The sequence below is a fragment of the Limnobacter sp. SAORIC-580 genome, from assembly GCF_013004065.1.
Classification (GTDB): Bacteria; Pseudomonadota; Gammaproteobacteria; order Burkholderiales; family Burkholderiaceae_B; genus Limnobacter; species Limnobacter profundi.
This window is the reverse complement of record NZ_CP053084.1, coordinates 2,922,711-2,946,963: the sequence shown is the minus strand read 5'-3', so window position 1 is coordinate 2,946,963 and position 24,253 is coordinate 2,922,711. Positions and strand designations below refer to the sequence as shown.

The following is a 24,253-nucleotide window of genomic DNA, read 5'->3' as shown; positions in this document are numbered from 1 at the left end:
AAGTGCTTAATTGAATAGGGTGAATTGTACCGCGCCTAGCGATTCACGTTCGCAAGCCAGGTTGAAAAGTCTTCTGCCATGCGTTCGCTTTCGCGAATAGCCGCTTGCCACAGCGGTATGCGAATGCGGTGGTCAAAGTTGTAGCGCTTGAAATCACTGCGGTCTGGAATTTTCTTCGCGGGTAAACGCTTTACAAATTCTGGCGAAGGGCACACCAGAATCACATTACTCATCCAATCCGGGTTGGCTTTGCGCAGCTTTAAAAACTTGTCCAGCCAACCTGGTGTAACCGTAGGCGCAAAGTGGGGGTAAAGTACCAGGCCATCGAGTCGGTGATAGGGCAAGGCCAAGTGGTAGTCGGTCAAGCCGCCATCCCAGAACGGGCCCTCGTGGTATTTCACTTCCGGGTGATCTTCGCGCAGGGCATGGGCTATTTTGTGTACCGGGTTCAATACAAACGGAATACTGCCACTGGCCAACAAAGCATCGTGAATGTTCAATGCATCCAGATCTTCAATTCTGGTGGGAATGCGATCAAAGGCTTGCTTTAACCAGTCGGTGCGCGCCCCAGGGCTTTGAAACACCCAACGTTCGAAGTAGCTGGAAAGGCGATTGCGGTTTACGCTATTGGCCAATACCGCACTGGCGAAACCACGCTTGCGGGCACGCTGCTGTTGCGCATGGTGCAGCGGGGTCAACCCTTTGTTCACCCACACCAGCAATTCTTTGCCCAAAGGTTTCACCATATGTTGTGCTTCATCGGCCACCACGGCCTGCACCATGTTTTTGCAAACACGGCTAATCTCGAATCTGTCCACACCTTTGTCGTAGTTTTGCGCTTCCACATATTGTTGGGCAAGGCGCTTTAAGGTGGCTGCCGGCTTACTGCTCGCGGCTGCGGCCATGCGCCAGGCACCGATTGAGGCACCAATCAGTTGCAGTGGCTTCACCCCCTGTTCAGCTCGTTTTTGTAGATGATCAGGCCCCAGCCAGTCGTTGAACAAATACTGATCAAGCCCCTGCAAAATCAAACCTTTCGGGCCGCCTGCGGCGGCGGGAATGGCGCAAATGTCTTCCGGCTTTAAGCCTTTGTTGGCAATGTGCGCTTTGGCGCGATCGCCCAAAATAATTTGTATGCTGCTTCTCATGCGCACTCCGTGTGAATGTGCGTGGTGGCCTGGCCAATTTGACCCTTCAAAATCAGCTCGGTGTGTTTCAGCAACACGTCGATTGACTTGTCGATGATTTGCTGTTGCTCGTTGCTGGGGCGGTGCAATACAAAGTCGGCCACACCTTGTTGCAGGTTCAGGCTGCGAGGGTGGCCAATGCCAATGCGTGCGCGCCAGAATTCGTTGCTGCCCATGTGTGCATGAATGTCTTTCAAACCATTGTGGCCGGCATGGCCGCCACCTTTTTTCATTTTGATTTGACCGGGCAGCAAGTCCAGTTCATCGTGCGCGACCAGAATTTCTTCAGGCTTGATTTTGAAGAATTTTGCCAAAGCGCCAACAGCCTGACCAGAGCGGTTCATGAAGGTAGTGGGGAACAGCAGCCACACGTCTTCACCTGCAAACTTGATGCGCGCCAGGTCGCCAAAAAAACGCTTGTCGCTTTGCAAAAAAACATTGTGTTTGCGCGCCAGGGCCTCCAGATACCAAACGCCTGCGTTGTGGCGCGTGTCTGCATACTGTGGGCCGGGGTTGCCAAGGCCAACGATTAACTTGATGGGGGTGTTGCTGGACATGAAGTAAAATACAGCCCTGTGGATCACAAGGCTGTATTTTCGCTGATAGTTCGGCTGATTCCAAACAATCGCAGTGATTATTTCAATTCGACGGGCATGGGCGTTTCAACCCTGCGCCATGCACTGACCAGCGCCATCAGGCTGGCGGTGGTGATGTTGTCGTGAAAGCCCACACCAAATTTGCTGCCAGGCACATTGGGCACGCTTACTTCAATAATCGCCATGGCCTTTGATTTTGCGCCTTGGCCTACGCTGCGCTCCTCGAAGCCAACTATGTCCATGGGCACACCAAGGGCTTGCACCGCGGCATCCAGCGGGCCATTACCCACGCCTTCAAGGCGTACAATTTCGCCGTGTTGCTGCACAGTAATCTCAATGCCTTGGCCGCCTTCAGCATCAAATACTTTGTGGCTGATATAGCGCGGCTGGCTTTCGTCATTTTGCAAATAGGTTTGTTCGAACAAGGCCCACAGTGCGGGCGAAGTCATTTCCGCTGCGGTGCTGTCGCTGACCTTTTGCACCACACTTGAAAATTCAACCTGCATGCGCCGTGGCATGACCACGCCATGTTCGCGTTCAAGAATGTAGGCAATGCCACCTTTGCCAGATTGGCTGTTCACGCGGATCACGCTGTCATAGGTTCGACCCACATCTACAGGGTCAATCGGCAAGTAGGGCACTTCCCAAATAGCATCGGGCTTTTGAATGTCGAAGCCTTTTTTAATGGCGTCCTGGTGCGAACCTGAAAACGCGGTGTATACCAAATCGCCTACATACGGGTGGCGTGGGTGAATGGGCAGTTGCGTACAACTTTCCACCACGCGGGCCACGGCATTGATGTCGGAAAAATCAAGGTTGGGGTGCACGCCTTGGGTGTACATGTTCAAGGCCAGGGTCACAATATCTACGTTGCCACAGCGCTCACCGTTGCCGAACAGGCAACCTTCCACGCGTTGTGCGCCGGCCATCATCGCCAGTTCGGCGGTGGCCACGCCCGTGCCACGGTCATTGTGTGGGTGCACGGACAGCACCACATGTTCACGTCGATTTAAATGCCGGTTCATCCACTCAATTTGATCGGCGAACACATTGGGTGTGCTCCATTCCACCGTGGTGGGCAGGTTGATGATGATCTTTCTACCCGGCCCGGCTTCCCAGGCTTCAATGGCGGTGTTGCAGGCCTGCAAGGCCACATCCAGTTCGGTCATGTTGAAGCACTCGGGCGAGTACTGCAAAACCCATTGTGTTTCGGGGTGTGCGTCAGTGAGTTCTTTCACCTTTTGCACGCGTTTTTTTACCATGTCGATGACTTCAGGCACAGTCATGCGGAACACCGTATTTCTCCACACGGGTGCGGTGGAGTTGTAGATGTGGACGATGGCGCTTTTGGCACCAATCACCGATTCCACTGTTCGCTCGATGAGATCATCACGAGCCTGGGTCATGACCATGGGGGTAACGTCTTCCGGAATCAAATCATTGTTGATCAAATGCCGAACCACGTCGAAGTCGATTTGCGAAGCGGCAGGAAAGCCCACCTCAATTTCCTTGAAACCAATGCGCACCAATTCCTTGAAGAAATCCAGTTTGGTGGCCACGCTCATGGGTTCAAAAATCGCTTGGTTGCCGTCGCGCAAATCGGTACTTAACCAGATTGGCGCATTCTCAATGGCCTTGTTGGGCCATGTTCTGTCGGGCAGGTCCACTTTGTAAGCGGGGCGATATTTGTTGGCGGGGTTCTTCAACATGTTGCGTTGGCCTGAAAGGTGAATCGATGAAGACCAGTGTAGGCGCTTTACTGCGAAATAAGATTGCGTTTATTGCTTGGTTATTTGAATTAATTGGCAGATAATTGCGTATGAATTGATAAATTGAGCATTAAAAGCGAAATGCAAGAACTTGACCGCTATGACAAGCGAATTTTGACCCTGCTGCAAAGTGATGGGCGAATGAGCAACCAGGACCTGGCCGATGCCATTGGCTTGTCGCCTTCACCGTGTTTGCGCCGCGTGAAAGCCCTTGAAGACGCGGGCTTGATTACCGGTTACCGCGCCTTGGTGGATGCGAAAAAACTGGGGTACAGCCTGATGGCGCTAATTTATATTTCCATGGATCAGCACACGCCGGAACGCTTCGCTAGTTTTGAAGGTGCCATTGAAGCAATTCCCGAGGTGCTGGAGTGTTTGTTGATTACCGGTCAGCAGGCCGATTACCAATTGAAGGTGATAGTGGCCGACATGGACGGCTACCAGAATTTGCTGCTGAATAAAATTACCCGCATCAAAGGGGTAACTGGCGTGCACACCAGCTTTGTGTTGCGCCGGGTGGTGGACAAAACTGAAGTACCAGTGGGCTAGCGTGAAAGCCTAGTTTTGCAGCATGTTTTGAATCATCATGCCGCCGCCGCCAATCAGCACGCCGAAGTACACAATAGAGGCCACATTGGCCAAATGCCCCAAGAGCACCGCTGCACCGTCGCGTTGAATAAGGCCTACAGCCAGAAACAGCAGGGCAATGCCAGGCACGGTGTTGGAAAACGGGATGAATCCGAAGGGGGCCATCAGCAACACAGCGCCCAGAATCAAGCCACCGTCATTGATGATATTCATGCCGCGCCCGGTGCTTAGCCAGGCCATGCGATGGGGTTTGCTGATTTTTTCAAGGCGTGGAATCCAGACCAAACCTTTCTCAAGTGCATTTCGCAGTTTGTCAGCTGGCAGGGCACGCTCTTTGAAGCGCTTGGGCAACCACAAGGTGCGCCCGAAAATCCTGCTGATTCCGATGAGCAGAATGGCTGCTCCGAAGATGGTGCTGACACCCGGAATAGAAACCGGCACCATGAACACCAGCGTGAGAAATGCCACCAACAGCAACATGCCGTCGCGGCCCACCAGGTCCAGAATTTCGCCAAGACTGACCGTACTTGCGGGCAGCTGCGCGATCACTTGTTTGATTTGATCGCCCAGTGGCAATTCATCGAAATTGGGTGTGTTGTTCACTTCAGGTGTGTTGTGTGATTGATCAATGAGCCCACATTGTGCCCATAAAAAAAGCCGCTGAACTTCGGTGCAGCGGCTTTTCGGTACTAATTGGACTTCGAGAGTTTACTCGTCGCCGCCCTTAGCCGCACCAGCCTTGATTTTCACTGTAACCAGTGACAGGTCTTGCTGACCGTGGTTGGGGATGCTTACACCTTCAGGGAACTGCAGATCAGTCACGTGGATTGAGCGCTTGGTCACGTCCAGCACGCTGCAATCGACGGCGATGAATTCTGGCAGGTCTTTGGGCAAGCATTCGATTTCGATCTGGTTGGCCACGAAGGTAACCTGACCGGCATACAGCTTGACTGCTGGGCTTTCCAGGTGACCTGAATAGTGCAAAGGCACGTTCATGTGGATCTTCTGGTTACCGTCGATGCGCTGGAAATCGATGTGCAGCAACTGTGGCTTGTAAGGGTGTGACTGGAAGTCGCGCAGCAACACTTGCTGTGACTTGCCGTCAATTTCCAGATCCAGAATACTGGAGTGGAATTTTTCCTTTTGAATTGCGTGCCACAGGGGGTTGTGTTCAATTGACACAGCCTGAGCTTCCTGATTTGCGCCATAAACAATGCCAGGTACCTGGCCAGCACGACGCAGGCGGCGGCTCGCTCCGGAACCCTGCTCTGTGCGGGATGTTGCAACTACTTTCATGTTGATTCTCCAAATTTGACTTCACCGCGACCAGTGAAACCAAGTTATGCGGCACTTGAAGGCGTCCGCAAAAAAGCCCAAAACAACTTGTTACCTAAAACTTAATCAATAAACAGCGAGCTGACCGAGTCAGAGCGAACGATGCGGCGAATTGTTTCGGCCAGCAGTTCATCAACACTCAGAACACGAATGGTTTTGCTGTTGTTGGCTTCCTCAGACAAAGGAATGGTGTCGGTCACCACCAGTTCGTCCAGGTCTGATTCTTCAACACGTTGAATGGCACCACCCGACAACACGGGGTGGGTACAGTAAGCCACCACTTTTTTCGCGCCGTTGGCTTTCAGGGCCGCGGCGGCTTTGCACAGGGTGTTGGCGGTGTCGACCATGTCGTCCATGATCACGCAGGTGCGGTCTTTCACATCGCCAATAATATTCATCACTTCTGCCACGTTGGCGCGGGGGCGACGCTTGTCGATAATGGCCAAATCACAATTCAGGCGCTTGGCCAGCGCGCGGGCACGAACCACGCCGCCTACATCGGGCGACACAACCATCAGGTTGTCGAGGTTTTGCTTCCAAACATCGCCCAGCAACACTGGCGATGCATAAATATTGTCTACGGGAATGTCAAAGAAACCCTGAATTTGGTCGGCGTGCAGGTCCATGGTCAGCACGCGGTCAACGCCTACAACCTGCAGCATGTTGGCCACTACTTTGGCAGTGATTGCCACACGTGAAGAGCGCACGCGGCGATCTTGACGGGCATAGCCGAAGTAAGGAATGGCTGCGGTAATACGGCCAGCTGATGCGCGCTTGAGCGCGTCGATCATGACCATCATTTCCATTAGGTTGTCGTTGGTGGGGGCGCACGTGGATTGCAGTACAAACACGTCTTTGCCGCGCACGTTCTCGTTGATCTCGACCATGACTTCACCGTCTGAGAAACGACCTACGGTAGCCTTGCCCAGCGGAATGTTCAGCTGTTTGGCCACTGATTCGGCCAATGCAGGGTTCGCATTGCCGGTGAAGATCATTAGACTGCTGTCGGTTGCCATTGTTTACCCCAGGGCTTGACGTGTGCGTTGGCGAAATAAAAAAAGGGCCAACCGGTGGCTGGCCCTTTGGTTTTGGCAGAGGAGGAAGGATTCGAACCTTCGAATGCCGGAATCAAAATCCGGTGCCTTAACCAACTTGGCGACTCCCCTAAAACTTTTATCGATTCAGCTTGGTTTGATTTTGCATTCAAACAACTGCCCACGCTGTAATTCAGGCGCATCGGCGACTGCTGCCACTGCGGTGCTAAGTTGGCTTGGGCTGGCAAACAAAGCAAACATGGCGGAGCCGGAACCTGACATTCGAATCAATTGCGGGTTGAGCTTTGCAACACAGTTTGAAAAAACACCAAACTGCTGTTCCCATTCCGGGTAGTTGCGTGACACAACAGCTTGCAAAGCATTCTGTGTGTTGGCTTGCAGGCAAGCCATCAACTCACTATTCATTCGGCGGGCCGAATCGAAGACCGCTATTTTGACGTCACTTGAGTTGCGTGTCAATTGCGGATCGCTAAATATTTTGGGCGTGGGGCAAGAAAGTGGCGGTTTGTAGACAATTAAATGCCCTGAAATGCCCTGAATTGGTGTGATTGCCTCGCCAATGCCTTCGACAAAAGCACTGCTGTCCTGAAGAAAGAAGGGCACATCAGCCCCAAGCGTCAGGCCGATCGCAGCCAGTTGTTCAGGTTCAATCGGGTTTTGGTGGTGCTGTTGCAGCAGGCGCAGTACAGTGGCAGCGTTGCTGCTGCCGCCACCCAAACCCGCCTGTTCCGGAACTTGCTTGTCGACATGAATGGTCACTGCGTAGCCCATTCCAATGTTGGCATGGGCATAAAAGGCCTTGCAGGCGCGAACTGTCAGGTCAATTTGTTCAGGAATGTGAACAAGGTCACCACTTCGCTGAATGACCAATTCACGGCTTGAATTGGTTTGCACTGACACGGATAGTTGATCACCCAGCGTGATTGGGCAAAAAATACTTTGGAGCAGGTGGTAACCATCAGCCCTTCGGCCTGTGATGTGCAAAAACAGATTGATTTTTGCAGGGGAAAAGGCCGAGAGTTTGGCCGGGCTGGGAACGTTCACGCTTTATTTGCCCAGGGTGCCTTGCGGAATCAGGTCGATACGGCCTGACGTGTTGTTCTCAATAAACACCACGCGGTATCGGCCATTCTGGTTTTCCCAAGCCCAGTTGGTGGGCAGTGTGGGTAATTCATTGGGGTTCGGGTTTTCCATCCACTGCACCAAGGCTTCAGCAGGCAGTTCAACCGGAAACATCAAATCGAACAGGCTTTGCCAGTCTTTGGCCAGATACACCCGGCCATCTGCGGCCCGGACTTCGTAAAAATTACCCAAGCGTTTTGCGCTGCCCAGCGAAGGGCCCAATGTGGAGCTGACTTCCAGGTAGGCAATTTCAGGGGCTTGGCTTGGCCCAGTGCGGCCCGAACGCCATTCATAGGTGCCCGAAATAGAATCAGCTTCAATTTTCCCGTCGGCTTGTTCAACTTTCCAAATCAACCCAAAACGTCCGTAGTGGCAGCTTGACTGGATCGACTTGCAATCCACTTCAGTGCTTGGGTTTTGACCCAAAGTGCTGCAGGCAGCCAGGCTTGCGCCGATCAAGCCGATACAGGCCAGGCGCAATGTTGATAAAGCCATGAACTTAAATTCCCTCAAGCTGTTGAACCAGTTTTTTCAATGCTTTGCTGTCTGGGTAACGAACGGTCAAGCTGTTTCCGAGTTGACGTGCTTCTTCTTTTTTTCCGGACTTGAGCAACACTTCAAGCAGGTGCAGACCGATTTCTTCGTCCTGGCGCAGACCAAACGCTTTTTGCAACGTTGCTTCAGCACTGTCCAGCTTGCCCAAGCGGTAATGTACCCAGCCCAGTGAATCGAGAATGAAGGGGTCGTTGGGAGCCAGTTCCACTGCCTTTTTAATCAACTCGTAAGCTTCTTCCAGCCGAATATTATTCTCGGCCCAGGTGTAGCCCAAAGCGTTGTAGCCGTGTGGGTTTTCAGGGCGAACTGCAATAAGGCGCTTTAGGAACTGCTCCACACGCGGCAGGTCGTCTTGCCGCTCAGCCACCATGGCACGCTCGTAAAGCAGGTCGGGTTGGTCCGGGAAGTTCAGTAAGGCCAGTTCAAGTTCGGTGGCGGCTTCAGCAGGTGCTTTTTGCGATTCCGCCAATTGCGATTTCGCCAGTGCCAGTCGCACAGACTCATCTTCATTCTTGGGTTTGAATTGATTCAGTACCCGCTTGGCGGACAATGCATTGCCCTGTTTTTCGAACAAGGCTGACTTTTTCAGTTGTACATCCAGATTGTCGGCTGCATTGGGCGTGGTGTCCAACCACTTCAGGGCGGCCACATAGTCTTTGCGTTCAAGTGCCATGTCAGACAGCGTGGCGTGTATCAGCGATTCGTTCTGGCGTTCTGCCGGTGTGGTTTTGTCCAGATAAATCTTGAAGTGCTGCTCGGCGGCTTTGTAGTCTTTGAGCTGTGTAAGTACAAAGCCCTGGCTGGAATACAGGGGAATGTTGTCGGGTTGAAGCTCGATCATTTCCGCAAACCGTTGCCGTGCTTGCGCCCACTGCCCAAGCTGCGTGTGGTTGCGAGCCAGGTAAAGGCGCGCACCAAACCAGTTGGGGTGCAGTAGCGCCTGCTCGTTTACCAGTTGCATGGCGGCATCCAGGTTGCCGTCGCGTTTTTCCATGAACTGAGCCATCAGCACATAAAAACGTTCTTGTGGCGATTTGCGCAATACGTTTTCCATGTGGCCCACAGCCTGTGGGTACAACTCGGAATTGTTGGCAAGCTGGGCGAGCAAGGTTTGTGCTTCCAGATCATCGGCATTGTTGCCGAACAGCTCGATACCGGTTTGGTACGCTTTGTTTTTGTCGGGAATGCGCTGAAGCATGTCCAGCGCAACTTTCTCGGTGCTGGAACCCCCAAGCCCCGGGTTTGCGGTCTCGGCGGTTTGCACATCGGCCAAGAAAGCCTTGAGTGCAGGCATTGCCTGATCGACCCGGTTGGTGCCCAGTTGCAGCAGCATGATGGAGCGGCTGGCCTGTTTGTCACCGGGTGACAATTCTGACCACACTTGGGCTGCGCTCAAGGCCAGGTCCAATTGGCCTTCAGCCAGGCTGATTTCGACCGCCCTTTTTGCAAGATCGGGATCGCGCTGTTGTTTTGCCGCCTCGGTGTATGCCAGCGTGGCAGAATACGTGTCGCCGCGTTGGCTGGCAATTTCAGCGGTAAGCAGGGCAAACAGTGGGTCTTGTTTTACCATGTCGGCCACACGGGCCTCATAGGCTTTTTGCTCGGCAGACATTTTCTGTTGCGCCGGTTCGCCCTGTTCAGCCGGCACGGTGGCGCAGCCTGTGGTGAGGCTGGCTGCCAGAAAAAATACCGGGCCTGCGATGGTCCATTTAAAACAAGTCATACTGTTGAACCCAATGAAAAACTGGTGAATCCACGTTTATTTTTATCACATTAACAGATGCGCGTGCGCGCTTTAGCTTATGCCTGAATTACCCGAGGTAGAAATCACCAAAAGAGGCGTAGACCTGCATTTCACAGGGCAGCGCCTGTTGGCTTGCACCGTGCGGCAACCCCGTTTGCGTTGGCCCGTGCCGGTTCAAGTGCAAAGTTGTGTAAAGCAGATATTGCAAGGCGTGGAGCGCCGCTCGAAATACATGTTGATGGATTTCGGTGGGCAAGTGTTGGTGGTGCATTTGGGCATGTCGGGTTCCATGAAAATTGTGAGCGCCAGCACTCCGTGGGACAAGCACGATCACATTGAATGGAATTTTGGGGAGAAGGTTCTGCGTTACAACGACCCGCGCCGCTTTGGCAGTGTGGAGTACGTCGAAAAAGCGCCGGGTTGGGAAAACAGTTTTATACGGTTTGCAAAACTGGGGCCTGAGCCTTTCAGTGAGGCATTCACACCCGAATCGTTTTTCAAGGCCACGCGCGGCAAAAAAGTGTCGATCAAGGCCTTGCTGTTAAGTGGGCTTGCTGTAGTTGGTGTGGGTAATATTTATGCGTGCGAGGCGCTGTTTCGCAGTGCAATCCGACCCGGTAAAGCCGCGGGGCGGCTGAGTAGGGCAAATACGCAGGCCTTGCATGCAGCGGTGGTTGCTGTTTTAACTGAGGCGATTGAGCGGGGTGGTTCAACCCTGCGTAATTTTCAAGCCATTGATGGCGAGTTGGGACATTTTCAGTTGCATTGTGATGTGTATGGCCGCGAGGGGCAGCCTTGCAAGCGCTGTGGGGGCGCTGTGAAACGCCGTGTAATGAACCAGCGCAGCACGTTTTATTGCGCGCAATGTCAGGAATGAAGCAACCATGAGCCCTTTGACCGGAGAGGCATTTGGCGAGGTGCTCGTGCGGTGGCAAAAGCGGCACGGCCGGCAAAGCCTGCCCTGGCAGCACACAGGCGATGCCTACAAGGTGTGGCTAAGCGAAGTGATGTTGCAGCAAACCCAAGTAACAACGGTGCTGGGCTATTACACCCGTTTTTTGCAGGCTTACCCAACGGTTTCTGATTTGGCCGCCGCCCCGGAACAGGATGTGATGCAGTTGTGGGCAGGTTTGGGTTATTACACCCGCGCGCGTAATTTGCACGCCTGTGCCAAGCAGGTTGTGGCCCGTTTTGACGGGCAATTTCCGCGCACGGTGAGCGAGCTTGAAAGTTTGCCCGGCATTGGTCAGTCCACTGCAGGTGCAATCGCATCACTGGCTTATGGAGTGCCGGCCCCCATTCTGGACGGCAATGTGAAACGTGTGTTTTGCAGGTACTACGGCATCGAGGGATACCCCGAGCAAACCACCATCAAGAAAACCCTGTGGGAAATTGCGGATGCCAATGTGCCAGCACAGCAGCCCGGCGTGTACAACCAGGCCTTGATGGACCTTGGGGCCACCTGCTGCGTACCGCGCAACCCAGCCTGCTCGGCCTGCCCCTTGATGCAAAGTTGTGTGGCTTTGGGAAAAGGCATGGTGGGTTTGTTGCCTACACCAAAGCCTAAAAAGGCTCGACCCGAATTGTATTTCGTCAGCTTGATTGTGGAAGACGAGGGGGGTGGAGTGCTGCTTGAACTGCAAACGGACAAAGCTGTTTGGCAGGGCCTGTGGACTACACCTTTTGAGGCCTGTGGTAGCCAGGGCGGTTTTGCAGACGATTTTGACAACTTAACCCGAATCGCAGCTGTGTGGGTTGAGCGCTATGGCTTGCAGGCCCACCGTGTTGAACTTGAGCATCAGTTGCGCGCGTTGCAAGGTCAGCCTTGGTTGGTGCATGAATTAACCCACCGCAAAATGCATTTCAAGGTGTTGCGCCTGAAAGTGCCCGGCGCATGGGCAGCTTGCCACTCGGTTGGTGACAAACCAGTGCCCAAAATTGTTCACAAACTGCTTGGCCAGGTGCGGGTGTTAACCCAGGCTGCGGTGCCGCAACAAAACACTCTCGATCTGAGGTAGGGGTTCGCTGGTAAAACGCTTTGCCAGCGTTTCGGCCACATACACCGAGCGATGCTGGCCACCCGTGCAACCAATTGCCACGGTCACATAGCTGCGTTGTTCATTCAAATAAGACGGCAACCAATTTCTCAAATAGGTTTCGATGTCGCTAATCAGCGGGTCGCTGCGATTGTCGGCCTGAATGTAGCGTTGAACCTCCACGTCTTTGCCAGTCAGAGGGCGCAGGCTTTTGTCGTAGTAGGGGTTGCTTAGGCAGCGCACATCAAACACCAGGTCGGCATCTGAAGGCAGGCCCTTTTTGAAACCGAAAGTTTCAAACACCAGGGTAAGTTTGGCCGATTCTTCTTCCACAGTTTCAAGCACCCATCTGCGCAGCACGTTGGGTTGCAGGGCTGAGGTGTCAATACAGCTTGCAATGTTTCTCAGCGGCTCGAGCGCTTCTCGTTCCGCATCAACACATTCTTGCACCGTGGCCTGTTCGCCAAGGCGTGCGCTCATGGGGTGACGTCGGCGGCTTTCCGAGTAGCGGGTGATCAGGGTTTCATCGTCGGCATCCAGAAACAGAATGCGCACATCGGTCCCGTCGGCTTTCAGGGCCTGGACGATTTGGGGTACATCGACAATGTCGCGCCCGGTGCGAGCGTCGGCCGCAATCGCAATTTGGGTGATGCCTTCGGAGGACAAGCGCTGGATGACTTGCGGAATGAAGGAAGGCGGCAAGTTGTCAACGCAATAAAAGTGGGAGTCTTCCAGCGCACGAATTGCAACTGATTTACCCGAGCCTGAGAGGCCGGTGACCAATACCACCTTCATGTTAATCATGGCCGATGTCCGTTTCGGTGTCGGGATCAACCTGGAGGTGGTCGATGCCGCCCAGCTCACTGAGCATGGCCTTTTGTTGACGCACCATGAACTCGTCCAGTGTATTGATGCCCCGCATTTGCAAAATGGTGTTGCGCACTGCGGCTTCAAGAAGCACGGCCAAGTTACGGCCTGCTGCCACTGGCAAAATGGCTTTGCGAATGGGCAGGCCCAGCACTTCCTGGAATTGCTGCTCGGTCACCAGGCGTTCCTGGTGCAATTCAAGCGAGGCCTTGCGCACCAGGTGCACAATCAGTTTCAAGCGCATTTTTCGGCGTACGGCCGTTTCACCAAAAATAGCCTTGATGTCGAGCAGGCCTACGCCGCGCACTTCCATCAGGTTGCGAATCAGTTCCGGGCAGCGGCCCTCGATGTAGTTGGGGGCCACGCGCGAGAACTCCACCACGTCGTCAGCCACCAGGCCATGCCCGCGTGAAATCAATTCCAGGCCCAGTTCGCTTTTGCCCAAACCTGATTCGCCACAAATAAGCACGCCCATGCCCAGCACATCCATGAAAACGCCATGCATCATGGTGGTGGGGGCGAGCCATTTGTTGATATACACGCGCAGAAAGTCGATGATTTCGGCGGCCGACAGGGGTGTGGCGAGCAGGGGAATGTTGGATTCGTCGCAGGCGGCTTTCAAAAGTGGGTGCGGTTGAAATGATTCAGCCACGATGACAGCGGGCGGATCGCCTTCAATCAGTTTGTCGATTTGGTGTTTTTTGCGTTCGTCGCTGATGCGGGCGAAATATTCGATTTCCTGTCGACCAAACACCTGGATGCGACCCGGGTGAATGGTGTTGAGGTGACCTACGAGATCAGAGGAAGCAAAACACTGAAGATCCAGGTGGCGGTCACCACCATTTAAACCGGCCAGCCAGTCAAGCTTGAGTTTGTTGCGGTTGGCTTCGATCAGTTCTTTCAGTTGCTTCACAGGCTTAACTCGCGGGTTGGTAAGGCTCCCAGTTGGCGATCAGTTGGTGAGTGGCGCCGGGATCGGATTCTGTCATGAGTTTCTCACGGAAATCTTTGTCAGACAGCATTTGAGCCAGTTCTGACAGTATATCCAGATGATGCTGGTTTGCGCTTTCTGGCACCAGCAAAAACATGAGCAGCTTGACGGGTTGGCCGTCTGGGGCATCAAAAGGGATTGGGTCTTGCACACGCACCAGCGAGGCGATAGGTTCGCGCAGGCCCTTGATGCGGCCATGCGGTACGGCCACTTGCTGGCCTAAGCCAGTGGAGCCCAAACGTTCACGCGCAAACAGGCTGTCGAACACCTTGGATCTTGCGATGCCTTGGTTGTTTTCAAAGACCAGACCGGCTTGTTCAAACACGCGCTTTTTGCTGGTGACCTGTGTGTCCAACAATATGTTGGATGGTGGAAGTAGATTTGCGATCAAGTTCATCGCTGTTGATTCCTGAGACCCGCTTCTAATCGTGGGGCCGATTATACGCCATAAAAACAGAAAAGGCGGATGGAAGTCCGCCTTTTGATTTTCCCTGAAATTACAGAGGTTTATTCAGCTTCTTCGACCACCTGGTGTTTCATGGGGGTGTGGTTGTGGTTGGTTAGTTTGTCTTTGTGACGCAGTACCTGGCGATCCAGTTTGTCGGCCAGCGCATCAATGGCTGCGTAGAGGTTTTCATGACTTGCTTCAGCGTGAATGTCTTTGCCGCGAACGTGCAGTGTGACATCTGCCCTTTGAACCAGCTTGACCACCGAGATGGTCACCGATGCATCAATGACGTGATCAAAATGCCTTTTCACCCGATCCAGTTTTTCGATGACGTAGTTTCGAATCGCTGGGGTAACTTCCAGATGATGACCATTGATGTTCAAGTTCATAAGGTATCTCCTTTCGTTGCTGCGGGGGGAAGCTTTAACAGTTAAAGCGACTTGCGCATGTTCACCGGGGGTATTTTCAGTGATTCCCGGTATTTAGCGACCGTGCGTCTTGCGACCACGATGCCCTGTTGACCGAGTAGGTCGGCGATTTGGCTGTCAGATATCGGCTGCTTGGCGTCCTCCGCAGAAATCAGTTGCTTGATGAGTGCACGGATGGCCGTGCTGGAAGCCTGACCACCTGAGTCGGTGGAAACATGGCTTCCGAAGAAATACTTTAGCTCAACCAACCCATAGGGCGTCAACATATATTTTTGCGTGGTGACCCTTGACACGGTCGATTCATGCAGACCCAGCAAATCGGCAATTTCCCGCAGAACCAAGGGCTGCATTGCGATTTCGCCGTGATTGAAGTAGCCGATTTGACGTTCTACGATGGCTTGGCTAACCCGTAAAATAGTGTCAAATCGCTGCTGAACGTTTTTTAACAACCAGCGGGCCTCTTGCAGTTGTGCGCTGAGTTGGGCGCTTTGGCCGCGGTGAGATCGCAAAATGGAGGCATACATTTCATTGATGCGAATTTTTGGCATCACATCCGGGTTCAGTTGCACATGCCACTGACCACTGAGTTTTTTCACGATCACGTCGGGCACAACGTGATCGTCGTCAATGCGGCGAAAGCGCGCACCGGGAAATGGCTCAAGTGAGCGAATAATCTGGTGACAGATTTTCAGTATGTCTTCGTCCACATTCAGCGCTTTTTTCAGCTTGGTGAAGTCGCGCTGGGCCAGTAAGCCCAAGTGATCACGAATAATGTGCTGGCAGTGTGTGTAAAGGCTTTGCTGGCAGGTGATGTCTTTGCGTTGTGCCAGTTGCAATAACAGGCATTCCGCTGCATTGCGGGCACCCACACCGGGTGGGTCAAAACTTTGCAGCAGGCGCAGGGCTGCGCCAAGTTCTTCAAACTCCAGGTCAGGCTCGTCCTGCAGGGTTTCCCACAGGTCTTCAAGTTCAACAGTCAGGTAGCCGTCGTCGCTGAGGTAGTCGATCAGCCACAGCACCAGGTTTTTGTCTCGTTCACTGGCCTGCGTCATGCGCAACTGGTCAATCAGGTGTTGGTGCAGGCTGCTGTCGGGGGCGGCCAGTTGCAGGCCTGGTTTTTCTTCATCTCCGTCGGCGCCGGCGCCGCTGTTGTCGCGCCAATCGCCTTCCCAGTTGTCTTGAATGGAGTCGATGGTTTCGCGCTGAACAATTTCTTCGCTCTGGTTGTCTTGTTCGGCTTGTTGGTCGCTGACCGGCTCGCTGGTTTTGCGGGGGTCGGGGTCGGCTTCAAAGCTGTCGCCTTGCGGCTCATGCAGTTCACCATTGCTGCTGTCCAGGCTTAAAGTGCGCTCGCCTTCCGCAGCCTCTTCGTCGGCCAACTCCAGCAGCGGGTTTTCAGCCAGCGCCTGCTGAATTTCCTGCTGCAATTCGAGCGTAGACAACTGCAGCAAGCGAATGGACTGCTGCAGCTGCGGCGTGAGCGTGAGGTTTTGCGAGACTTTAAGCTGAAGGGATTGTTTCATGGGTGTTCAGCTTTACATCCGGAAGTGTTCGCCGAGGTACACGCGGCGTACATCGTCGTTTTTTACAATTTGCTCGGGACTGCCCGAGGCCAGCACGCGGCCTGCGCTGATGATGTAGGCACGATCGCAAATCCCCAGGGTTTCGCGCACATTGTGGTCGGTGATCAACACGCCGATGCCCTTGGATTTCAAGAAGGCAACAATGCGTTGAATTTCCAGCACGGCAATCGGGTCTACGCCTGCGAAGGGCTCATCCAGCAAAATGAAGCGAGGTTGGCTACCCAGCGCACGCGCAATTTCAAGGCGGCGGCGTTCGCCACCCGAGAGCGAGGCGGCAAGTGAGGTGCGAATGTGCGCAATTTGAAGGTCGTTCAGCAAATCTTCGACAGCCTGATCCACCGTTTTGTCTCTGGGTGGATTGATTTCAAGCACTGCGCGAATGTTGTCTTCCACAGTCAGTTTGCGAAACACGGAGGCTTCCTGAGGAAGATAAGAAAGCCCTGCGCGTGCGCGCTCGTGAATGGGTTGCAAGGTGATGTCGCGGCCTTCCAGGCAAATGTTGCCTTCGTCGGCACTGACCAAACCCACAATCATGTAAAAGCAGGTGGTTTTGCCAGCGCCGTTGGGGCCCAGCAGGCCGACCACCTCGCCTGTGTCCACGTGCAGCGACACATCTTCAATCACGCGTTTGCTGCGGTAGGCTTTGCGTAGGCTAAGCGCTTGAAGCCGTCCTTGTCCTGTCAGGGTGTGTGCGGGGGTGTTGCTCACTTGCTGCCCCCTTTGGGCGCGGGCTCAGTCTCTTGGGTTTTTGGTTTGATCACTGCCTGTACGCGTGAGGAACCACTGCTGTTGGGTGTTCCCACCACATTCAGGAATTCTGTGTTTTGCTCGTACGTAATTTTGGTACCCGAGATTGATTCAGTGAGCTGACCATTGGTGCTTTTTTGAATGCTGGCTGCACCGGTCAATGTCACGATCGATTTATTGCCGTCGAATTCAATGGTGTTGCCAGTGCCGTTGATCAGCAGTACTTCATTGGGCTTCTCCGAATCACGCTGCTGTTTGAAGCGGGCAGGTTTTCCTTCCACAGTGGCGAACTGGGTACCGTCACTGCGTTCGGTCAGTGTCAATTTGTCGCCGCGAATCACCAAACTTCCACGCGTCAACAGCACATTGCCGGTGAACACGTTCACGTTTGACTTTTCGTTGTAAGTCATCTGGTTGGCGTCGATGGTGGTGGGTTGTTGTTTGTCAGATTCCAGTGCTTGCGCGCAAACCCCTAGTGCCAGTGCAGGCGCAGCCAGTGCGAGGGAAATCCAGGTGGAGCGTTTCATCGTTTGGCCTCTATGCGAAACTTGATTGACCCTTGGGCAGTCAACTCGCCAGTGTCGTTGTTCAGTGTGGCACCCTGTGCTTCAAACCGTTGGCCAGGCCGGGTGACCAGCACATTCTTGTCGGTTGAAATTTCGTTGGTGATATTGTCGATTCGTATTTCTTCAGATTTCATGGTGGTCAGTAGCCCTTCGTTTTGACTGGTCACCACCACGTTGTCCCGCAAGAAAATTTCGTCGGTGTCGAGCAGGTAAACGCCTTTTTGGGCGTTGCCTTTTACCATGCCGTTGCCTGATTCAAACTGTTCCAGTTCGGGCTCGGTGATGTTCCAGACGTTGCCTTGTGGGATGTGTTCGGCTTCCTTGCTGCGAATGATCGAATATTTGTTTTCGGCCAGGTCATGGCTTTGTACCGAGAAATTGCGCAAGTAATAGTCGCTGCTGGTGGGGTCGCTTTTGCCGCTGGCGCTAAACAGGCTCAGTTCAGACTGAATGGCAAACCAATACGAGGTGGCGGCGAGTGCGAACGTCAGCAGCAGCGGTATGAACTGCGAAAGCAGATTGAAAAAAGCACTCACTGGTTTCACGATGCTTCCCAGGGGTTTTGATAGCCAGCTTGATGACTCAAAATGAAGTCACACAATTCCCGGGCAGCACCATCGCCGGGGGGGCGTGTATTAATCCAGTTGGCTGCGTTTTTCATGGCCGCCGGGGAGTGCTGGGTGGTGGCAGCCAGGGCAACCTGTTGAAGCACCGGGTAATCGGGCCAATCGTCTCCAAAAAAGCCGCATTCGATCCAGTCCAATCCAAGCAGTTGGCGAATTTCATCGTAGGCTTGAAGCTTGGTTTTACAGCCTTGAACCAACTGGTAGATGCCAAGGTCTTTGGCGCGTTTTTCTACAATGGTGCTCGAGCGCGCAGTAATCCAGATCACCTTGATGCCATGGTCCATCAGCAGTCGAAGGCCTTGGCCATCAAACACACTAAAGCGTTTCATAACCTCGCCTTCATTGCCGAAGTACAGCCCGCCATCGGTCAGGGTTCCATCCACATCAAAGCCCATCAGTTTGATTTGTGCTGCGGCTTGGGCAGCAGTGGGTTCGCGGTCGGTCGATTGATCCATTACACCACCTTGGCTTCAAACAGGTCATGGAAATTCAGGGCGCCAACGATATGACCTTGCTCGTCCGTGACCACCACTTGGCTAATGTGGCTGACCTCCATCATGCGAACTGCCTCTACGGCCAGCTTGTCAGGTGAAATGCATTTGGGTGCACTGTTCATGACTTCACTCACCAGCAAGCCCCGCAAATCCAGACCCTGTTCGATCAGGCGGCGCAGGTCACCGTCGGTAAAAACGCCCAGCAGCTTGTTGTTGGCCCCGACCACGGCAGTCATTCCCAAGCCTTTTTTGGTAATTTCCAGAATGGCATTGGAAATACTGGCTGATGGCGCCACGGTGGGAATTCGGTCGCCTTTGCGCATGACATCGCTGACATGGGTCAACAATTTGCGGCCCAGGCTGCCACCAGGATGCGACAGGGCGAAGTCTTCTTCGCTGAAACCTCGCGCCTTCAACACCACCACGGCAAGGGCATCGCCCAGGGCCAATGCCGCTGTTGTACTGGCGGTTGGGGCCAAATTCAGGGGGCAGGCTTCCTTTTCAACGCCGCAGTCCAGTACCAAATCGGCCTGACGGGCGAGTGCTGAATCGAGTTTGCCGGTCATGGCGACTATTTTTGCCCCGCGGCGTGCAATGGCTGGCAATACCGCCACCAGTTCCTCGGTGTTTCCTGAGTTAGACAGGGCAATAACAACGTCTTCTTGGGTGATCATGCCCAAATCGCCGTGGGACGCCTCAGTGGCATGTACGAAAAAGGAGGGAGTACCGGTACTGGCAAAAGTGGCTGCAATTTTTTTGGCAATCAGGCCCGACTTGCCCACGCCGACCAAAATGACTCGACCCTTGCAATTCAATATTGCGGTGGTTGCCTGGCTGAACTGATCATTCAAGCGCTCGGACAGAGCCAAGACCGCTTGGGCTTCAATGGCCAGCGCTTCCCTGGCCATGGCCAGAAAATCGTGTTTGTCATTATTCGACGGTGTTTTTGACATGGTAGACCCTGATAGACTTAAGCAACGAAGGTGCTTGAGGCTGTGCTCTTTTCAGGGCAGTATAGCAAAGCGCGTGCCAATTCTCTCCACTTCCTAAGCATTAAACGTGCCTAACGCTCTAGAGCTGTCTTTGATTCTCATGCTGGTCGCCGTGTTGGCGGTCTCGCTGTTCCGTCACTGGAAGCTGCCCGCCATGCTGGGCTATCTGTTTGCGGGCACGCTGATTGGTCCATATTCGTTCGGCATCGTGCCCGACACACCCGAAACCCGCCACTTGGCTGAATTTGGCGTTGTTTTTCTGATGTTTTCAATTGGTCTTGAGTTCAGTTTGCCGAAATTGCATGCCATGCGCCGTGTGGTGTTTGGCCTGGGGTTGGCGCAAGTGGGGCTGACCATGCTGGGCGTGATGGGCCTGGGTGTGCTGGCTGGTTATTTTCTGGAAGTTCCACTGAGTACTGCCTTTGTGCTGGCGGGGGCAGCAGCCATGTCTTCCACTGCAATTGTCAGCAAATTGTTGTCCGAGCGGCTTGAACTTGATTCCCCCCATGGACGCCAGATCATGGGAATTTTGTTGTTCCAGGATTTGGCCGTGGTGCCGCTGCTCATTATCATTCCCGCGCTGGGGCAGGGGGCCGAGAACCTTACTGTGACTTTGAGCCTGGCGGTGGTGAAGGCGGCGCTGGTGCTGGGGCTGATGTTGGTGTTTGGCCAGCGCATGATGAACTGGTGGATGACTTTCGTGGCCCGCAGCAAGTCGCAGGAATTGTTTGTGCTGAATGTGCTGCTGATTACCCTGGGCCTGGCTTGGCTGACCGAACTGGCTGAACTGTCGCTGGCACTCGGTGCGTTTGTGGCGGGCATTCTGATTGCAGAGACCCAATACAAACACCAGGTGGAAGAAGACATCAAACCCTTCCGGGATGTGCTGTTGGGCCTGTTCTTCGTGACCACTGGCATGCTGCTGAATCCGGAAGTGGTCATGCAGAATTGGTACTGGGTTATTTTGCTGGCCGTACTTCCCGTGTTGGCCAAGCTGGTGTTGATTGCTGCACTGGCTCGAATTTTCGGTGCCAACATGGGCACCGCCATGAGAACCGGTATTTACCTGGCGCAGGCCGGTGAATTTGGTTTCGTGTTGCTGGCCAACACGGGCTCGGCTGGTTTTGCTTTGGTACCTGACCCCTGGTTACAAACCATTACGGCAAGCATGGTGCTTTCCATGTTGGCGGCACCCTTCATGATTCAACACGCAGACCGAATCGTATTGCGCTTTTCCAGCCAGGAATGGTTGCAAAAGTCGCTTGAGTTGCACCAAATTGCCCAGAAAAGCCTTGCGACGACCAAACATGTGCTGATTTGCGGTTTCGGCCGCAGTGGACAGCACCTGGCGAGGTTGCTGGACCGTGAAGATCTGGATTATGTGGCCTTGGATCTGGATCCAGACCGTATTCGTGAAGCCACTGCCGCTGGCGATTCGGTGGTGTTTGGCGATGCTGCGAAACGTGAAACACTGGTTGCCGCCGGTTTGCTGCGGGCCTCTTGTGTCGTGGTTACCTTTGCGGAATTCAAGTCTGCTGAAAAAGTGCTGACTGCGGTGCGTGCCTTGGCGCCCAACGTGCCGGTGGTGGTGCGCACCTACGATGAAAGTGATTTGGAAAAACTGACCGCGGCTGGCGCCACCGAAGTGGTGCCTGAAATTCTTGAAGGCAGTTTGATGTTGGGTTCTCAGGCCTTGATGCTGTTGGGTGTGCCTGTTTCGCGGGTTGTCAAGCAAATTCGAGCCATTCGTGAATCGCGTTATCAAATGTTTCGGGGGGTGTTTCGTGGCGTAGACGACGAGGCGGACACACCTGAGAACCAATGGGTCCGTTTGCATTCCGTGTTCGTGGAACCGGGGGCCAGTGGCGTGGGCAAAAGCCTGGCCGAGTTGGGTATTCTCGATCTGGATATTGAAGTCAGTGCGATTCGCAGGCGCGGCATTCGGGGTGGAGACCCTTCCCCCGACACGCAGTTGGAGTCGGGAGATATTCTGGTGCTGAAAGGTCAGCCGGATGCATTGAGCCTGGCGGAGGCCATCATTCTTGGCCGCAAGTCCATGGGGCGTTAAGCGGGTTTTTTAACGAATAATGTAGAGCGCCGCGCAATCAGCGCCTTGGGCTTCGTCCCACTGACCAGCTTCGGTCGTGCACAGATCTTCTTCGCCACGGAGCACTTGCACAGCACCGCGCAAGGGGTTGCCATCATCGAGTTTGCGATCAATTTCCGCAAGTTGGGCAACCGGAATGGTTTCGCCGATCAGCAAGGCCATTGCATTTTCCCGGGAGTTGGGGCCTTGCAGCTGATTGCTGAGCAGGTATTGGCCACTGAACTGGTTGCCCATGGTGCTGCTTGCAGTGCAGTTGCCCGATTCATCACTGCCGCCAGTGAAATCGCCTTGAATAAAGCCAGACAGCTGAAGATGCGTAAATACATTGCAGGTTTCATCGCCTTCAATCAACCCGTTGCCGTTGCCACCGCTGTTGGAAAGTCCTGCTGCGCTTGCCGCAATAAAGTCACCGGGCAATGCTGAATAGCGTGCCTGAAAAGCTGACAACGCAGTTTCCAGATTGGCGATGTCGGTGATGGTGGCTTGTACGCGGGCGCTGTTCAACAACTCACGTCCTTTCAGTACTCCGCCAGCGAGTATGGCCAGCACGGCCAGTGCAATGGCCAGTTCCAACAGTGAAAATCCGCGTTGAGGGTGTTTTCGTGGATGTGTCAATTCAATTCTCCTGAATGTGTGGTGTGTCGAGTGCGCCGCGTTTCATCCAAAGCCAGTTCAGGCGTTCAAACGAGAGCCAGACCGGGTTGGTTGCGGGTTGATCGGGATTGATAAAAAATTGTTGGTACCGATTTTGGTTGGCCAGGTCGTGAACCGGATATGCAAGCCAAACCGTGGTGGCGTTCAGCAAGGTGTGCGCGCCGCAACCTGAATTCACATTGGGTGGAATTGAATGGCCTTGCACAGGCTGACACAGATGAATGGCAGGCAATGGCCCGGTACCGATTGCGTGGTTGGCGGTGTAAGGAGCCATGACAATTTCGGTTAACTGTTGCGGGCTCAGTTGTGCGAAAGGTTGCGCCGAAACCAGCGCATTCTGTGCAGGCTCGCCGGCCTGTTCCAGCGTGGCCACAGCCATTTTCCACTGGCCACTTATTCCCCAGCTTGCCAGTGTCGCAGTTGGAAGCCAGCCTTCTTTGTAAGTGCAGGCGTCGCCACTGCGCAATTCGGCACCGTTGGTAAGCCCTGCTGGGCAGGGCAGCCGGCCCGTGGCCAGCACAAAACCTTCGACGGCCTCAAGAATGCGTTGCCGTGAATCCAGGTGCGCGAGTACTTTGTCTTTCTCGCGCTGACCGGCCAAGAGGTGAAGCACCGGCCCAAGAATAATGGCCATCAGTACCACAACAAGCGCGACTTCAATCAGCATGAAACCACGCGCCTTGACGGTGAGGGATTGTGGTCGGTAATTCATGGTGTGCCTGTCAGTTTGAAACTGAATTGATTGAGACTGGGCAAGGTGTTGTCGGGCCAGGAAAAGTGACAGGTGCAAGCCGTGCTGTTTTGGCTCAGCGGGCACTGGTTGCTGTGAATGGGACGGCATGATTTGTTGATGGCGGCGATGGGTTCGAAGTGGCTGACTGGCCACAGGTTTTTCATGCGGGCCGGGCCGTTGAATGTGCAGGGCTGGTTGGCCAGGCTGGTGCAATCCGTTTGTGCGTTTTGGCTTGTGCAGTTTGGATTGTTGTCCAGGCATGAAGCTGGCGATATCCAGTTGCCTGCATTTTGGCAATGGCAACTGCAGCGCGTTTTTGTGCAGCGGCATTGGCAACCTGAGTCAATGGGTTGATACAGCTGAGAAAACGGGTCAGCAAGCACCATGTTTTCATGGGCACCTGTGCTTGCGTTGAATTGCGGGTTGAGTTGTTGCCATGCATTCAGTGTGCTTTTGAGTTGATGCTGTTGAACCCGGTTCATGTGGGTTCGTAATTCACTCAGGTGAAGCAAAACATAAGGGGAGGAAATGTCGTACTGATGTTCTGCGGTGGGTGTAACGCTTTTTGCGACCACCGCAACGATGTTTGTTTTGATGAGATTATTCTCAGCGGGAATTCGAATTTGAATTGTGGGTTTGGCGTAGTTCACCCAACGACTCCAGCCCAAAGCGTTCGGTTGAATCAACTGGCTTGAAACAGCGTACTGCCATTGCATGTTGGTTGATGGCTCCAGTTCGTTGAAGCGCGCATCAACCCCTGCGTTCAGATAGTTGATGGCAACTTTGCTATGAACGGGCAGGTAGCCCCAGGGCTTGTTCAAACAAGTGGTTTGCGCAGGTTCGCCCGGTTGAATCGCTGGGCAAGGAAGGTGGCCCAAATGACTTTGACTGTGCAAACCCTGGCTGGAAGCGAAGCCCAACAGGCTGGCTCGAATTTGTTCAAGTGTTTGGGTTTCACGGGCCTTTTGTTGAAGCAAAAGCCCTTGCCTGAAAGCTTGATTGTTACGAAATTCAAGGGTGGCAAATCCCA

General features: G+C 53.8%; 26 protein-coding genes and 1 tRNA gene. 4 read left to right on the top strand and 23 right to left on the bottom strand.

All coding sequences use genetic code 11. From position 1 onward, the window contains the following. Positions 1-35: 35 nt before the first annotated feature. The 3 genes from HKT17_RS13765 to leuA all read right to left on the bottom strand — a co-directional run bounded on the left by HKT17_RS13765 (position 36) and on the right by leuA (position 3,492). On the bottom strand, positions 36-1,148 hold the full coding sequence (locus tag HKT17_RS13765) for a patatin-like phospholipase family protein (protein ID WP_171100797.1): 1,113 nt from the start codon (positions 1,146-1,148) through the stop codon (positions 36-38). Further along, positions 1,145-1,744: an aminoacyl-tRNA hydrolase gene (gene pth, locus HKT17_RS13760; protein WP_171100794.1), complete on the bottom strand. Its 600-nt coding sequence runs from the start codon at positions 1,742-1,744 to the stop codon at positions 1,145-1,147. Before pth ends, HKT17_RS13765 begins: the two co-directional genes overlap by 4 nt. Positions 1,745-1,821: 77 nt before the next feature. After that, positions 1,822-3,492, bottom strand: a complete 1,671-nt coding sequence (leuA, locus tag HKT17_RS13755; protein WP_171100792.1) for a 2-isopropylmalate synthase — start codon at positions 3,490-3,492, stop codon at positions 1,822-1,824. Between the two features lie 123 nt (positions 3,493-3,615). Here leuA and HKT17_RS13750 point away from each other — a divergent pair, with 123 nt between their 5' ends. Continuing rightward, complete coding sequence (locus HKT17_RS13750) at positions 3,616-4,101, top strand: Lrp/AsnC family transcriptional regulator (protein WP_240965822.1); 486 nt, start codon at positions 3,616-3,618, stop codon at positions 4,099-4,101. Between the two features lie 9 nt (positions 4,102-4,110). Here HKT17_RS13750 and HKT17_RS13745 read toward each other — a convergent pair whose 3' ends face one another. The 7 genes from HKT17_RS13745 to HKT17_RS13715 all read right to left on the bottom strand — a co-directional run bounded on the left by HKT17_RS13745 (position 4,111) and on the right by HKT17_RS13715 (position 9,930). Then, positions 4,111-4,743, bottom strand: coding sequence for an exopolysaccharide biosynthesis protein (locus HKT17_RS13745; protein WP_008247814.1), 633 nt, complete (start codon positions 4,741-4,743; stop codon positions 4,111-4,113). A gap of 105 nt (positions 4,744-4,848) precedes the next feature. After that, positions 4,849-5,436, bottom strand: coding sequence for a 50S ribosomal protein L25/general stress protein Ctc (locus HKT17_RS13740; RefSeq protein ID WP_105027408.1), 588 nt, complete (start codon positions 5,434-5,436; stop codon positions 4,849-4,851). A gap of 101 nt (positions 5,437-5,537) precedes the next feature. Further along, positions 5,538-6,491 carry a ribose-phosphate diphosphokinase gene (locus HKT17_RS13735; RefSeq protein ID WP_105027407.1) on the bottom strand — a complete coding sequence of 318 codons (954 nt, stop codon included), beginning with the start codon at positions 6,489-6,491 and terminating at the stop codon, positions 5,538-5,540. A 73-nt stretch (positions 6,492-6,564) separates the two neighbouring features. Beyond that, positions 6,565-6,641 (bottom strand) — tRNA-Gln (locus tag HKT17_RS13730). A 15-nt stretch (positions 6,642-6,656) separates the two neighbouring features. Next, positions 6,657-7,574, bottom strand: coding sequence for a 4-(cytidine 5'-diphospho)-2-C-methyl-D-erythritol kinase (ispE, locus tag HKT17_RS13725; RefSeq protein ID WP_171100790.1), 918 nt, complete (start codon positions 7,572-7,574; stop codon positions 6,657-6,659). 3 nt (positions 7,575-7,577) lie between these two features. Beyond that, positions 7,578-8,147 (bottom strand): hypothetical protein, encoded by a 570-nt coding sequence (locus HKT17_RS13720; protein WP_105027405.1) that lies wholly within the window; start codon positions 8,145-8,147, stop codon positions 7,578-7,580. A 4-nt stretch (positions 8,148-8,151) separates the two neighbouring features. Beyond that, complete coding sequence (locus tag HKT17_RS13715; RefSeq protein ID WP_171100788.1) at positions 8,152-9,930, bottom strand: tetratricopeptide repeat protein; 1,779 nt, start codon at positions 9,928-9,930, stop codon at positions 8,152-8,154. Between the two features lie 79 nt (positions 9,931-10,009). Here HKT17_RS13715 and mutM point away from each other — a divergent pair, with 79 nt between their 5' ends. Next, positions 10,010-10,828 carry a bifunctional DNA-formamidopyrimidine glycosylase/DNA-(apurinic or apyrimidinic site) lyase gene (gene mutM / locus HKT17_RS13710; protein ID WP_171100786.1) on the top strand — a complete coding sequence of 273 codons (819 nt, stop codon included), beginning with the start codon at positions 10,010-10,012 and terminating at the stop codon, positions 10,826-10,828. Positions 10,829-10,835: 7 nt separating this feature from the next. After that, complete coding sequence (gene mutY / locus HKT17_RS13705; protein WP_171100784.1) at positions 10,836-11,969, top strand: A/G-specific adenine glycosylase; 1,134 nt, start codon at positions 10,836-10,838, stop codon at positions 11,967-11,969. Here the strand turns inward: mutY and rapZ are convergent. From rapZ to HKT17_RS13655, 10 genes are all read right to left on the bottom strand, one after another. Further along, complete coding sequence (gene rapZ / locus HKT17_RS13700; protein ID WP_105027401.1) at positions 11,922-12,791, bottom strand: RNase adapter RapZ; 870 nt, start codon at positions 12,789-12,791, stop codon at positions 11,922-11,924. The two genes, mutY and rapZ, sit on opposite strands and share 48 nt — an antisense overlap. Next, positions 12,784-13,767 carry an HPr(Ser) kinase/phosphatase gene (gene hprK / locus HKT17_RS13695; protein ID WP_171100782.1) on the bottom strand — a complete coding sequence of 328 codons (984 nt, stop codon included), beginning with the start codon at positions 13,765-13,767 and terminating at the stop codon, positions 12,784-12,786. Before hprK ends, rapZ begins: the two co-directional genes overlap by 8 nt. Before the next feature lie 4 nt (positions 13,768-13,771). Further along, the gene (locus tag HKT17_RS13690) at positions 13,772-14,242 is read right to left on the bottom strand and encodes a PTS sugar transporter subunit IIA (protein ID WP_040512070.1); all 471 of its coding nucleotides are present in this window, start codon (positions 14,240-14,242) and stop codon (positions 13,772-13,774) included. 110 nt (positions 14,243-14,352) lie between these two features. Further along, on the bottom strand, positions 14,353-14,682 hold the full coding sequence (hpf, locus tag HKT17_RS13685; RefSeq protein ID WP_105027399.1) for a ribosome hibernation-promoting factor, HPF/YfiA family: 330 nt from the start codon (positions 14,680-14,682) through the stop codon (positions 14,353-14,355). A 41-nt stretch (positions 14,683-14,723) separates the two neighbouring features. Then, positions 14,724-16,244 (bottom strand): RNA polymerase factor sigma-54, encoded by a 1,521-nt coding sequence (locus tag HKT17_RS13680; RefSeq protein WP_171100780.1) that lies wholly within the window; start codon positions 16,242-16,244, stop codon positions 14,724-14,726. 12 nt (positions 16,245-16,256) lie between these two features. Continuing rightward, a complete protein-coding gene (lptB, locus tag HKT17_RS13675; RefSeq protein WP_008247838.1) occupies positions 16,257-17,012 on the bottom strand; it encodes an LPS export ABC transporter ATP-binding protein in 756 nt (251 codons plus the stop codon). Continuing rightward, positions 17,009-17,578: a lipopolysaccharide transport periplasmic protein LptA gene (lptA, locus tag HKT17_RS13670; protein WP_105027397.1), complete on the bottom strand. Its 570-nt coding sequence runs from the start codon at positions 17,576-17,578 to the stop codon at positions 17,009-17,011. Before lptA ends, lptB begins: the two co-directional genes overlap by 4 nt. Further along, positions 17,575-18,162, bottom strand: a complete 588-nt coding sequence (lptC, locus tag HKT17_RS13665; protein WP_171100778.1) for an LPS export ABC transporter periplasmic protein LptC — start codon at positions 18,160-18,162, stop codon at positions 17,575-17,577. The genes lptA and lptC overlap by 4 nt, the downstream gene beginning before the upstream one ends. Next, positions 18,159-18,698 carry a KdsC family phosphatase gene (locus tag HKT17_RS13660; protein WP_171100776.1) on the bottom strand — a complete coding sequence of 180 codons (540 nt, stop codon included), beginning with the start codon at positions 18,696-18,698 and terminating at the stop codon, positions 18,159-18,161. The genes lptC and HKT17_RS13660 overlap by 4 nt, the downstream gene beginning before the upstream one ends. Next, complete coding sequence (locus HKT17_RS13655; RefSeq protein ID WP_171100774.1) at positions 18,698-19,690, bottom strand: KpsF/GutQ family sugar-phosphate isomerase; 993 nt, start codon at positions 19,688-19,690, stop codon at positions 18,698-18,700. Before HKT17_RS13655 ends, HKT17_RS13660 begins: the two co-directional genes overlap by 1 nt. 106 nt (positions 19,691-19,796) lie before the next feature. On the opposite strand from HKT17_RS13655, the gene HKT17_RS13650 reads away from it, so the two are divergent. Further along, the gene (locus HKT17_RS13650; protein WP_171100772.1) at positions 19,797-21,797 is read left to right on the top strand and encodes a monovalent cation:proton antiporter family protein; all 2,001 of its coding nucleotides are present in this window, start codon (positions 19,797-19,799) and stop codon (positions 21,795-21,797) included. A 9-nt stretch (positions 21,798-21,806) separates the two neighbouring features. Here the strand turns inward: HKT17_RS13650 and HKT17_RS13645 are convergent, their stop codons facing one another. Genes HKT17_RS13645 through HKT17_RS13635 form a run of 3 tightly spaced genes read right to left on the bottom strand, consistent with a single transcriptional unit; the run spans position 21,807 to position 24,200 of the window. Then, positions 21,807-22,451, bottom strand: coding sequence for a type II secretion system protein (locus tag HKT17_RS13645; RefSeq protein ID WP_171100770.1), 645 nt, complete (start codon positions 22,449-22,451; stop codon positions 21,807-21,809). A gap of 1 nt (position 22,452) precedes the next feature. Further along, positions 22,453-23,202: a type II secretion system protein gene (locus HKT17_RS13640; RefSeq protein WP_171100768.1), complete on the bottom strand. Its 750-nt coding sequence runs from the start codon at positions 23,200-23,202 to the stop codon at positions 22,453-22,455. Then, a complete protein-coding gene (locus HKT17_RS13635; RefSeq protein ID WP_171100766.1) occupies positions 23,199-24,200 on the bottom strand; it encodes a hypothetical protein in 1,002 nt (333 codons plus the stop codon). Before HKT17_RS13635 ends, HKT17_RS13640 begins: the two co-directional genes overlap by 4 nt. Between the last annotated feature and the right edge of the window lie 53 nt (positions 24,201-24,253).